General features: G+C 55.4%; 11 protein-coding genes and 1 pseudogene. 9 read left to right on the top strand and 3 right to left on the bottom strand.

Translation table 11 applies throughout. From position 1 onward, the window contains the following. The first annotated feature begins 171 nt into the window (after positions 1 to 171). The 4 genes and pseudogenes from Q6A51_RS27720 to Q6A51_RS10590 all read left to right on the top strand — a co-directional run bounded on the left by Q6A51_RS27720 (position 172) and on the right by Q6A51_RS10590 (position 3,774). Positions 172 to 258, top strand: coding sequence for a small membrane protein YohP (locus tag Q6A51_RS27720; protein WP_442963079.1), 87 nt, complete (start codon positions 172 to 174; stop codon positions 256 to 258). A gap of 429 nt (positions 259 to 687) precedes the next feature. Further along, positions 688 to 876, top strand: coding sequence for a hypothetical protein (locus tag Q6A51_RS10580; protein ID WP_304574758.1), 189 nt, complete (start codon positions 688 to 690; stop codon positions 874 to 876). A gap of 276 nt (positions 877 to 1,152) precedes the next feature. After that, positions 1,153 to 2,598, top strand: a pseudogene (locus Q6A51_RS10585) (hypothetical protein); the annotation flags it as partial. 438 nt (positions 2,599 to 3,036) lie between these two features. Beyond that, positions 3,037 to 3,774, top strand: coding sequence for a permease (locus Q6A51_RS10590; RefSeq protein WP_304574760.1), 738 nt, complete (start codon positions 3,037 to 3,039; stop codon positions 3,772 to 3,774). Between the two features lie 153 nt (positions 3,775 to 3,927). Here Q6A51_RS10590 and osmE read toward each other — a convergent pair whose 3' ends face one another. Next, positions 3,928 to 4,266, bottom strand: a complete 339-nt coding sequence (gene osmE, locus Q6A51_RS10595) for an osmotically-inducible lipoprotein OsmE (RefSeq protein ID WP_201005192.1) — start codon at positions 4,264 to 4,266, stop codon at positions 3,928 to 3,930. A 176-nt stretch (positions 4,267 to 4,442) separates the two neighbouring features. Between osmE and Q6A51_RS10600 the strand changes: the two genes are divergently transcribed. Beyond that, positions 4,443 to 5,333, top strand: coding sequence for an esterase/lipase family protein (locus Q6A51_RS10600; RefSeq protein WP_304574761.1), 891 nt, complete (start codon positions 4,443 to 4,445; stop codon positions 5,331 to 5,333). Here the strand turns inward: Q6A51_RS10600 and Q6A51_RS10605 are convergent. Next, positions 5,330 to 6,208: a DMT family transporter gene (locus Q6A51_RS10605; protein ID WP_304574762.1), complete on the bottom strand. Its 879-nt coding sequence runs from the start codon at positions 6,206 to 6,208 to the stop codon at positions 5,330 to 5,332. The genes Q6A51_RS10600 and Q6A51_RS10605 overlap by 4 nt on opposite strands. Before the next feature lie 134 nt (positions 6,209 to 6,342). Between Q6A51_RS10605 and Q6A51_RS10610 the strand changes: the two genes are divergently transcribed. Together Q6A51_RS10610 and Q6A51_RS10615 are read left to right on the top strand one after the other, a co-directional pair. Next, positions 6,343 to 6,633 (top strand): PsiF family protein, encoded by a 291-nt coding sequence (locus tag Q6A51_RS10610; RefSeq protein ID WP_201005076.1) that lies wholly within the window; start codon positions 6,343 to 6,345, stop codon positions 6,631 to 6,633. Positions 6,634 to 6,821: 188 nt separating this feature from the next. Further along, positions 6,822 to 7,832, top strand: a complete 1,011-nt coding sequence (locus Q6A51_RS10615; RefSeq protein ID WP_201020325.1) for an AI-2E family transporter — start codon at positions 6,822 to 6,824, stop codon at positions 7,830 to 7,832. A gap of 105 nt (positions 7,833 to 7,937) precedes the next feature. Here Q6A51_RS10615 and Q6A51_RS10620 read toward each other — a convergent pair whose 3' ends face one another. After that, on the bottom strand, positions 7,938 to 9,203 hold the full coding sequence (locus Q6A51_RS10620; RefSeq protein WP_201020326.1) for an Hsp70 family protein: 1,266 nt from the start codon (positions 9,201 to 9,203) through the stop codon (positions 7,938 to 7,940). A 176-nt stretch (positions 9,204 to 9,379) separates the two neighbouring features. Here Q6A51_RS10620 and Q6A51_RS10625 point away from each other — a divergent pair, with 176 nt between their 5' ends. After that, entirely contained in the window at positions 9,380 to 11,068 is a 1,689-nt protein-coding gene (locus Q6A51_RS10625) for a DUF4153 domain-containing protein (protein ID WP_304574763.1), read from the top strand. A 133-nt stretch (positions 11,069 to 11,201) separates the two neighbouring features. Next, on the top strand, positions 11,202 to 12,152 hold the full coding sequence (gene cbpA, locus Q6A51_RS10630) for a curved DNA-binding protein (RefSeq protein WP_304574764.1): 951 nt from the start codon (positions 11,202 to 11,204) through the stop codon (positions 12,150 to 12,152). The last annotated feature ends 35 nt before the right edge of the window (positions 12,153 to 12,187 follow it).

The raw sequence follows: 12,187 nt of genomic DNA on the forward strand, positions 1-12,187 counted from the left end.
GCTCTTGGTGAAGGGCTCGGCGAGATCATCAATAGGTGTGAGTAATGAATGCGGAGAAAGTTTTATCGGATTTTGGATAACCCGCCGTTGGCCTGATATGTAAAAAATATAAGAAACGACTGCCGAACACCGAGGTCCCTAATTTGAGGCATTCATTTATGGAGATACCAAATGCTCAAGTTTTTGGGTGGCACCGTCGGCATCATTTTCCTGATTGGTTTGATCGTGGTCATTGCGCTGTTCAAGCTGGTTTTCTAACGCACGCTCAAAAAGCTCGATGCTCCAGGCATCGAGCTTTTTGATGAGCGCAGGCATTAAGCCTTGATGCGCAAATATCTGCGCACCCCATCCTTGATAAAACACCCCTGTAACCGCCGCCAAGCCTTATGAACAGGGCTTTTCGACCAGCTGCGCAAGATATTGCGCAGGTGCGCACGGGCTTGCGCACTTTTTCGGGAGTTTTGTATGAAAAATAACCAGTTTTTATGGGTTTTAAATTTAAACTATTGATTTATATTTAGAAAAATTAACAGGCATGACTCTTGATACAGACCGTTCCCACGTCCGAGCGAAGTCGCTCGGCAACCATCAGGGAACAAGGGATGTTCATGCTCGTTTACCAGGCTCCTCGCTTCATCACTCTTCACCTCCAGGTATCCGCTGAAGACGCACGCAACGGTGCGTCCCATGACTAAGAAACACGGCACCCTGCAAGAACGGCGTGGGGCGCGCTTCGACAAGTCTCCGTCTTCTGCCACCTGTGCCTGTTCGCTCAAGACGGCGGACATCGCGATTGTCCCGGTGCGTTATGCCCTGGACCGTTCGCGCTACGATGTCGAACCCGCACAGCTCAAGCCCTTGCCCGCCCGTGGCTAGTGGAGCCCACTGCCACGACTCAAGACCCGCAGCTACACCTTGCGTCAGCTCTCGCTCAGGCTGTTCATCGACACAGCCAACCCGAAAACCCTGCTGTACCTGCAAACCGTCATGACCGACTTGCTGATGGTCTATGGCCAGGATCAACAGGCCAGTGCCTGGCTGGCCAAGCAGGAAGCCAGAGGCGGTAGCCTGTTCGGGACCATGCGTTATGGATTCTCTCCCGCCCTCAAGGAAGCCCTGCATCAGGAAGCCAACGCCCTGCTCAACGGCATTGGCGACTTCACCAACCTGGCCACCCGCGCTGGCGAACTCAACGCCGCGCTCAACCATCAGGGTTTCGCCGACGCGGCCTGGATGAAAAAGCTGAAACAGCCGGTGCAGGACACCTTCAAGGCCCTGCGCGAACTGGCGAGCGGGGCAGGCAAAACGATATCCGAAAACATGCTGCTGGCCTGGGTGCCGGTCGACAGCCGTCTGGCGCTGGGCAAGGGCCAGAACCTCGCGGCCTTGATCCGCAACTTCATGATTGGCCAGATTCTGGCCAATACGCCGGAAATGATCCGCATCAACGAACAAATCGCCTCCCGACTCAAGCAGTGGAAACGCGAATGGTGGCTGCTCACCAAACAGATCGACGACACCCGCTTTAACTGGCTCTACCCGCACCATCCTCGCGAACGCCGAAACCTGGTCCGCCTGCTGCAATCACAACTGGAAGCGTTGCGCCTGCACGAACTGAAAATCCCGGGCCTGCTGGACTTTCAGAACAACCAGTACGCCCAACTGCTGCAGGACGAAATCCGCGCCTTCTTCAAGTCCGGCCTGGACGTCGCCAAGGACTGGCATACCCGCGCCAAAGCCTGGAGCGAGCGTTTAGGTGGTTTCGGAGCCGGGATCACCTGGGGCGTCATCCTGCTCAACTTCATCAACACCGCATTCCTCTATGAAGACCTGACCCGCGATGGCGACTTCAGCGGCAAGGATATCGTCAAGGTCGGTTACAGCCTGGGTTACAGCTTCAATCTGTTGATGGCTGTTTTTGTCGAAGCGCCGTGGGCGGTGATCAAGAATGCGACGCCGGTGCTGATCGACGGCAAAAGCATAGGCATTCTGGATCGCTCTTCCGCCTACTGGAAAGCTCAGGGAAACAACGCTTGGGGAGATGCGATTCGCGGGTTCAGGAGCACGGTGGTGGCTTTGGGAGCGTTTGCGGTGGTAGCGGCGGTGTTGGAGTTTGTGGATCTGCTCGACGATCACGACAGCGCTAAAACTTCAGAAGAGCGGATGGCAATAACAATAAAGAAGTTTGCTGTACTTGGCACAGGCTTTGGCGGTGCACTGTACGTATTGTCGGGTTTAAACATATTCAGCAAAGTAAAATTCTTTGTAATGAATCCATGGTTTGCGGTGGGGCTTTTTGTCGTGGGCGCAATTTATTTACTCGCGTGCCTGGCCTTGAACTATTTCAAGAAAGACAGTATTGGTTGGTGGTTGAAAAAGTGCTGCTGGTCACGCTCCATAGAGTTTCGCCATGCAGATAATCCTGAAGGACGCATCGAGGAAAAGCGCTCTCTATTGGAAATCCAGCTAAGCCCTCAAGTGTTTGTCAAAAGCACGGTTGTTTATGAGCAACGTTATCTGGGCAAAGGCGACTACATGGAAGTGGCCGTGCCAAATGGCGCATGGGTTCAGATTCAACTCCCCAATGCCGTACGTGGAAAGTGCATTCAGCTCAACATTATCAGTAGCAAACGTCCTCTGGGTATTCTGCTTGTCACCAAGATCGAGTCTTCTATAAAGACTATCTTTGAAGAGCGCGGACAGTACACGCATATTAGAAAATTCACAAAAGTCAGCAACGAGCGCCCACCCTTCGGCCCACCAGAACTGCATTTTCCGATCATGCCCGAGAACGAGGATGTTGTCTGGCAGGTCTGGGTACCGCTTGACAGGAGTGCTGACTATATCGAACTGCAGATATGGTACCCCAGTGATGTGGTCAGTCCTGGAAAAGAGGAGCGAGGTTACCTTTATCAGATAGAGCTCGACAAGAATGGGAATGGCACAGCAGATGGATTAACCACACCCCATCTTTTGATAAGTGCTGAGCACCGCAGCCAATCCCTGACACTTGCAACCCCGGAATAAGTAGGCGATATGCACAACGAGAAAAAAGCTTCGCTCAGTGACGAGTCTCTGAATGATACCGAAAAACAAAATGCTGCTTATCATTTTGATGAGTTGAAAGACTGCGAAAAAATATTTGACGGGTCCATAAAGACTATAAGCGGCACTCCAAAAGACATAATGGAAGGCCAGGTGCTTATTTTTTGCGCTGGTACGGCATGGGGGCTTTTACTTACTTTTTTGACTTGGTGGAAAAGTCAAATTCATGTGCCCGAACTAATGGTCGGCGCTATATTTCTATACTGTAATGTGTTTTTTTATATACTCATCTTCAGACAAAAAACCATATTCAACTACAGTGTCACCTCACAAAAAGCACTGCTTGAATATTACGACTACTACCCAAGCTTCGCAGGCCCGCTCTTCAAAGGCATCGCCATTTTCACCATCCTGCTATTTCTCGGCGTGGCCCTCGTCACAGGCTCCCTGCTCTTTCTGGTCGGCCCCGCCGCCATTTCAATCGGGGCTGCACGCTCTTTGCTGAATTGGGAGAATAAAATCAATAACGAACAGAGCTTGCCCTGGAACGAGTACAACTTTGTCACGGTGGATCGCAAGCGTTCCATGATCATCACTCACCGAACAGACATCACGGTGGGATTTGAATTTCGCTTTCCCGACAAAGATTTATTCGAGAAATTCCTGCAATTCCTGCACTCGGTCCTGCCACCCACAGCCGAGTTCATGGAAAGAGACTGGGAGTGGTGAAAAGCCCGGTGCTTGATGCAACGAGATACTTGTAGGAAGCAGCTTGCTGGCGAAAAAGGCCTGAAAACCGGCAGATATTCTGCGTCGGTACGCTGAAGTCGCCAGGCTGCCTCCCACAAAGTGAGTTATGACCTTAACTGTTCGGCATCAGCCTTACAGGGCGCGTTCGTTCGCTTCGCGCTGTTCGCAGGTCATGAAGCCTTTGTTGGTAACACGGCCGTCGCCGTTGAAGCTGACGTGGTAGACCTGTTTGTGGCCATCTTTGGTCATCACGTAGTTATTGCAGGTTCCTGGGCTGACCTTGCGGTCCACTGTGGACGATGGTTCGCCGCCGATGGTCAGCACTTGCTGTCGAGTCATGCCGTTTTCGACCTGCTTGACCAGTGGCTCGTTGCGATAGGTCACGAAGTCCACCGGATTCTGTACGGTTGCCGTACCGCAACCCGCCAATGTCCCCAATACACAGGTAGCCGCCAGGATTTTCTTGTACATCATTGTCTCTCCGCATGACAGAGCCGGTCTTGGCCCGATGTGCTTTGGAGAGGGGAAGGTGCGTGAGAGTTCGATAATGGATGGCAATAAGGCAGTACACGTGTTTGTCATATATATCTGTCTTGCTGCCAAACACCGCTAAGGTTCTAGCTATTGGCTAACGTCGGAGAGGACACATGGCGCAAGAACAAGCTACGCGATATCCGTTATTGCTGGTGCCCGGTCTCTTGGGGTTTGTGCGTTTGCTGGTTTATCCCTATTGGTTCGGCATCATCAAGGCACTGGAGCGGGGTGGGGCGACGGTGATTCCGGTGATGGTTTCCGGGGTCAACTCAACCGAGATACGGGGAGAGCAACTGCTCAAGATCATTGAGAAGACCGTCCGTGAAACCGGCGCAGCCAAGGTCAACCTGATCGGCCATAGCCAGGGCGCGTTGACTGTTCGTTATGTCGCCGCCAAACGTCCTGAACTGGTGGCCTCGGTGACGTCAGTGGCCGGTCCCAATCAGGGCTCAGAGCTGGCGGATTATCTGGAGCGTACTTTTCCGGTTGGCAGTGCGGGTGGGCGTGTCGTCAATGCGGTGATCGGTTTGCTGTCCTGGACGATCACGACGTTTGAGACCGGGTATCGCGGACCCAAGTTGCCGATGAATATCTCGGCTTCCCACCAGTCGCTGACCACGACCGGGGTTGCGCTGTTTAACAGGCAGTACCCTCAAGGGTTGCCGCAAACCTGGGGTGGGCAAGGCGAGGAACTGGTCAATGGCGTTCGCTATTACTCCTGGTCCGGGATTCTGAAGCCGGGGATTACCAATCGAGGACGTAACCTGATCGACGGGACCAACGTGACCTGTCGTATTTTCGCCCGCACCTTCGTCAAGGAAAAAGGCCAGTGCGACGGCATGGTCGGGCGTTTCAGCTCGCATCTGGGGACTGTGATCGGCGATGACTTCCCGCTCGATCACTTCGATATCGTCAACCAGACCTTTGGCCTTGTGGGCAAGGGCGCGAACCCCGTAAAGCTCTTCCTTGACCATGCGGCACGTCTCAAGGCCGCTGGGCTTTAAGCGGTCTGCCGCATCGGGGTTTTCCAGCGCTCTGCCAGGATGACTCCGCACAAGGTCAATGCTCCACCGGCCAGGTGATAAAGCGCCAGTTGCTCGCCCAGAAAGGCTGCCGCGATCAGGGCAGTCGCAATGGGCATCAGGTTGAAGAACAGCGTTGTGCGGCTTGGTCCCAGACGCATGATGGCGGTCATCCACAACCATGGCGCGAGCATAGAAGTCGGAATGGCCGCATACAGGACCATGGGGATGTTGCTCATGTTCAGGCCTGTCCGGGGCGAGAGAATGAACAGCGGAAACAGCACAATGATCGCAATCAGTATTTGCAGGTACAGCAACTGCAAGGGCGGCAGGCACAACTGCCACTTTTTCAGCAGGGTGCTGTAGACGGCATAGGCTGCTGCGGCGACCAGAACCATCGCATCCCCACGATTGATGCCCTGCTCGATGAGCCCGGCCAGATTGCCGGCCGACACCACCACGACTACACCGGCAAAAGACAATACGGCCCCGAACAAGGCGCCGAAAGTCAGTCGATTACCCAGGCAGGCAATTGAAAGCCCCAGCGCCATCATGGGCACCAGGGATTGAATGATCCCCATGTTGGTGGCCGTGGTCATGCTGGCGGCGAAATACGCCAGGCTCTGGTACACCGCCATGCCCAGCACGCCCAATACGACGATCTTGCCCAGCACCGGTTTGATGAACGCCCGGTTCTTCCACACTGGTCTGAGCATGAACGGTGTGAACAGGAGGCCTGCCAGTAGCCAGCGATAGAAACCGATCTCGGCGGGGAAGATCACTTCCGATGCAGCCTTGGTAATGACGGTATTGGCTGCCCAGATCAGGATGGTCAGCAGAGGAAATGCGTATTGCATGAGGTAACCGATAAAAAGCGAGAGGTGATTATCCGCCTGACAAGGTGTCTTGGCTCGACATATATCGCAACATCTTTGACTACACTCTTTTGAGACCGCGCTGATCGGTACGGTCGTTCTGGAGAGTTGACCTGATGAAGACGCTCGGTATTTCTTTGTTGCTCGTTGGTCTGATGGTATCCGCCCAAGGCTTTGCTGCCACGGCGCAGCAGAACAAGATGACCTCCTGTAACGCGGATGCCACTGCCAAGTCGCTCAAGGGCGATGAACGTAAGGCATTCATGAGCACATGCCTGAAGGCTGCACCGGCTCCGGCGCAAACCCAGCAGGAAAAAATGAAGACCTGCAATGCGACCGCTACCACTCAAGCCCTCAAGGGCGATGCTCGCAAGAGCTTCATGAGTGATTGTCTCAAGAAGAAATAATTTTCCGGTGATGGGCTCACTGGCCTGAATATTGGCCCAGGTGCGGGAAATAAAGCGCTTGGGCCTGATTCGCACCGTAGCTATTGAGCCGAGGCGCGTGCTATTGCTGTTCTGACCTTCGGATCACTGGTCCTCGGCTCTGAACGCTGGCAGACTGCCGTCTTCTTTGGGCCGCCCGTTGAGGCTTTATGCCAACGTTTTCTTTGCGTCAGGTGTTATTGGCCAGCTGGATTCTGGTTTTTGGCGGTTTGCTGCTGATTTTGCCTTTCAAGCTTTTGCCAAGTCTGTTGGCAGGTCTGCTGGTCTACGAATTGGTCAACATGCTGACCCCAAGGCTGCAACGCCTGATTTCCGGTGAGCGTGCCCGATGGCTTGCCGTGGCCTTGCTGGGGACCATCATTGTCAGTCTGCTGACGCTGATTTTCGCCGGTGCCATCAGTTTTGTATTGCATGAGGCCGAGAATCCCGGCGCGTCACTGGACAAGTTCATGGTTCTGGTGGACCGCGCCCGTGGGCAGTTACCGCCTTTCATTGATGCCTACCTGCCGGCCAGTGCAGCCGAGTTTCAGGTGTCCCTGGGCCAATGGCTGCAAAAGCATATCGGTGAGTTGCAGATGATCGGCAAGGGCGCGGCCCACATGTTCGTGACCATGCTGATCGGCATGGTGCTGGGCGCGATCATCGCCTTGCAGCGAATCTCGGACGTTCATACCCGCAAGCCACTGGCTGCTGCGCTGTTCGACCGGCTGAGCCTGTTGAGCCGTGCGTTCCGCAATATCGTCTTTGCCCAGATCAAGATCTCGCTGCTCAACACCGCCTTTACGTCGGTATTCCTGGCGATTGTCCTGCCGTTGTGGGGCATTCACCTGCCATTGACCAAGACCCTGATCATCATGACCTTCCTGCTCGGCCTGCTGCCGGTAGTGGGTAACCTGATGTCCAACACCCTGATCTTCATCGTCGGCATGTCGGTGTCGATCTGGGTGGCCTTCGCGGCGCTGACCTACCTGATCGTGATCCACAAGGTCGAATACTTCCTCAATGCGCGGATCGTCGGCGGGCAGATCAATGCCAAGTCGTGGGAGCTGCTGCTGGCCATGCTTCTCTTCGAGGCAGCCTTCGGCCTGCCGGGCGTGGTGGCCGGGCCGATCTACTATGCGTATCTCAAGAGCGAGTTGCAGAAGGAAGGGTTGGTGTAGGAGGGGAAGTTTCAAGCTGCAAGCTTTAAGCGGCAAGTAAAAGCACAGCGCGTATACCGTCTGCTTTTTCTTGCAGCTTGAAGCTTAAAACTTGCAGCTCACTTTTTACCCATACCTTTTCTTCGCTTCGATCGCCAGGCCGCTACCAATACTGCCGAAGATATTGCCTTCCACATGGCGGGCATTGGGCAGCATTGCAGACACGCTGTTGCGCAGGGCCGGAATGCCGCTTGAACCACCGGTGAAGAACACCGTGTTCACTTGCTCGACACCCACGCCTGCATCGCTCAACAGTTTGCTCACGCTGTCACGCACGCGCTCAAGCTGGGCATCGATGGCTGACTCGAACATTGCCCGGCTCAAATCCACGCTCAGGCCGCTTTCGATACGATCCATGGGCACATGGCGGCTTTCGGCGTTGGTCAGCTGGATCTTGGTTTCTTCCACTTCCATTGCCAGCCAGTGCCCGGCGCGTTGCTCGATCAGTTTGAACAGGCGGTCGATACCACCGGTATCTTCGATGTCGTAGCGCATGCTGCCCAGCGCCAACTGGGATTTCTGCGAGTACACGGCGTTGATGGTGTGCCAGGTCGCCAGGTTCATGTGATGACTGGTAGGCATGTAGGCACCGCTTTTCATGCGGCTGCCATAACCGAACAGCGGCATCACGCCTTGCAGGCTCAGTTGTTTGTCGAAGTCGGTCCCGCCGATATGCACGCCGCCCGTGGCCAGGATGTCTTCATGACGGTCGTTGTGGGTACGTCGCTCCGGTGACAGGCGCACCAACGAGAAGTCCGAAGTACCACCGCCGATGTCGACGATCAGCACCAGCTCTTCGCTATTGATGCTCGACTCATAGTCGAAGGCTGCGGCGATGGGTTCGTACTGGAATGACACGTCCTTGAAGCCGATCTTGCGAGCGACTTCGGCCAGGGTGTCTTCGGCTTCCTGGTCCGCTTGCGCGTCGTCATCGACGAAATGCACCGGACGGCCCAGCACAACCTGCTCGAACTCCCGGCCAGCGGTGCGTTCTGCACGCTTTTTCAGCTCGCCGATGAACAGCCCCAGCAAATCCTTGAATGGCATGGCCGTGCCCAGCACGCTGGTGTCGTGTTTGATCAGCTTGGAACCCAGCAGGCTCTTGAGCGAGCGCATCAGGCGGCCTTCGTAGCCTTCCAGATACTCGTGCAGCGCCAGGCGGCCATACACCGGGCGGCGCTCTTCCATGTTGAAGAACACCACTGACGGCAGAGTGATCTTGTCGTCCTCCAGCGCAATCAACGATTCCACGCCTGGTCTTTGCCAGCCGACAGTGGAGTTGGACGTGCCGAAATCGATGCCGCAGGCACGGGCCGGGGATTGGTCATTCATGTCTTTTACGTTCCAGTCAAAAAACGGCCGCGCAGTGTATGTCAGTGCATCGTGATTGCGTAGTGCTGTCAGGCGAATGGAGTTACAGCATTTTACGTGACATGATCCCGCCGCCCTCTGGTTTCTGCATGGTTTGTGGTTGAGGCCCAGGCTCTCGTTTTCAATAAGGAAGTTGAATGCCCGTACTCAAGGGAACCCTCCCGTTTTACCTTTCCGTCGGCTTTTTGCAGGCCGTCGTGATGGTGTTCGCCTGGGAGTTCGAAAGGAATTCTGTTGTCGTGGCTGCTCTGGTTTTCGGGGTCAACCTGCAATTGCTGGGTAACCATTTCAGGCAGCGTGGTGCCTGGATCGGGGCCGGGTTGCTGGCTTTGATACTGGCCGCCATTACTGAATGGGCCATGCACAGGTCGTTGAGATCCTGGGACGAGCACTGGATCTTTGGCTCACTTATCGTGGGTTATATCTGTTCGGCCTTCATCCTCAGCTGGCCATCAGGCGAGAGGCTACGGCTGCCTTATCGGGTGCTGTTTCAGCACGCCTGGAACAGTGGCCTCATCCTGCTGCTGGCTCTGTTGCTGACAGGACTGTTCTGGTCACTGTTGCAGCTATGCGCGAGTCTGTTCCAGATGATTGGCATCGGCGCACTCAAAGAGGTGATCAAGACCCGGAACTTCAATATTGTCAGTCTGTGCATGGTGTTCTCCTTGGGCATACGCATAGGGCGTGAGAACGACAAAGTCATCAGCATGCTGCGGGGTGTTCTGCTGAGTCTGTGCCGTTTTCTGGCACCGCTGACGGCGTTGATCGTGGTGTTTTTCTCTCTGGCACTGCCGTTTACCGGGCTGCAGTCAATCTGGGAGACTGGCCGCGCCACTACGATCCTGCTGTCTCTGGTGGCTGCGAATCTGTTTCTGGTCAACGGCGTGTTTCAGGATGGCAGCCAGCCACAGGCTTATCCACAGGGGCTCAACTGGATGATAAACGCCAGCCTGCTGCTATTGCCGGTGCTGGCAGTGTTGGCGGCTTATTCAACCTGGCTGCGTATCGAGCAATACGGGCTGTCTCCATCGCGCGTCATCGGTCTGTTGTCAGTGGTGATCGCCGTTCTATACAGTCTGGCTGCGCTGTGGGCGGTCTTGAGATCAGGCGCTGACTGGCTGGGCAATCTACGAGCAACCAATCCCTGGCTGGCCTTGCTGGTGTGCGTAGTGGTGGTTTCGACTCACACGCCTTGGTGGAACCCGGAAGAGTTGAGCGCTCGTAATCAGATACAACGGTTGATGGACGGAACGACATCGCCTGCCATTTTCGATGCCTATTCCCTGCGCAACTCTTTGGGTAAACCGGGGCTGCGGGCATTTAACCGTCTGATGGCGGACCTGGACCAGCTCCCGCAGAACATGGACGCCAATGCCCGTGAAGTCCTCAAGACGCGGATGTATGACGCATTGGAAACCTCTACGAAACGCTACAGGGCGATCCCTGTACCAGATCAGAACCGGATCTGGATCGGCGAGCCAGTGGATGGTCATGAACAATTCGCCAATCCCAAGCTGGGGAGTCTCAACTGCAATAAGTTGCAATGCGTTATGTGGGTTATCGATCTGGATGGTGACGGTCAGAACGAAGTGGTGCAGTTTTTTGCTTCGACTCAGGCGTGGATGTATATCTTCAAACGCAATGCAGACGGCCAGTGGGAAGAGATCGGGAGAATGGATGGCTCGTTTCATACCGGCAAGGAGCTGGCCGATATGATCCGGGCGGGTAAGGTAAGGCTCGTCGAGCCGCGTTATCGAAATCTGGATATCGACGGGCAGTTGTATACCCCGAATATAGAGAGAGATCACACGTCAGCCCATCAATAGGCTATGGCGTTGTCATCCATTGCGACCGTTTACGGATACACTCTGCGACTTGAGTTTTCCAGGCACCGCCCCATGACAGGGTAGATAGTTACGTATGGTGCGGCTGGGCATATTGGGGATGGGTGATCGTTAGATGGATTTCAAAGATTATTACAAGATTCTCGGCGTTGAGCCGACGGTCGACGACAAGGCGCTCAAGGCGGCCTATCGCAAGCTTGCGCGCAAGTATCATCCGGACGTCAGCAGAGAAGCCGGCGCGGAAGACAAGTTCAAGGAAGCGTCCGAGGCTTATGAAGTCCTGAGCAGCCCGGACAAGCGTGCCGAGTATGACGAGCTGCGCAAGTACGGGCGTCAGGGGCGGCCTTTCCAGCCGCCACCCGGCTGGCAGAGCCGTGCGGGGGCGGGCGGCGGTGGTTTTGGTGGGGATACTACGGACTTCTCCGAGTTCTTCAGTTCGATCTTCGGTGGTCGGGCTCAGCAGCAGGGCGGTCGTACCCGTAACCAGGGCCGCAAGGGGCAGGATGTGGAAATGGAACTGGCGATCTTCCTGGAAGAAACCCTGTCGGGTGAGTCCAAGCAGGTCAGTTTCAAGGTTCCGCAGCACAGCCCCAACGGGCAACGCATGGCTGACGTCACCAAGACCCTGAACGTGAAGATTCCTGCCGGGGTCGTGGATGGCGAGCGTATCCGCCTCAAGGGCCAGGGCGCGCCGGGTGTTGCAGGTGGCGAGAATGGCGATCTGTACCTGATCATCCGCCTGGCACCGCATCCGATGTTCGAGGTCGAGAATCATGACCTGATCATCACCGTGCCGCTGGCTCCATGGGAGGCTGCGCTGGGTGCCAAGGTCGCTGTGCCGACCCTGACCGGCAAGATCAACCTGACCATTCGTCCGGAAAGCCAGAACGGTCAGCGTCTGCGTATCAAGGGCAATGGCTTGCTGGACAAGAAAGGCGAGCGTGGCGACCTGTACGCTCAGCTCAAGATCGTCATGCCCAGAACGATCGATGATGCCACCAAGACCCTCTGGCAAAAGCTGGCTGACAAGTCTGCCTTTGATCCACGGAGCCAGTGGGGTAATTGAGCCATGAGTCAGGTGGTCGACAGACCGGCCACCTG

Source organism: Pseudomonas serbiensis (genome assembly GCF_030580745.1).
Classification (GTDB): Bacteria; Pseudomonadota; Gammaproteobacteria; order Pseudomonadales; family Pseudomonadaceae; genus Aquipseudomonas; species Aquipseudomonas serbiensis.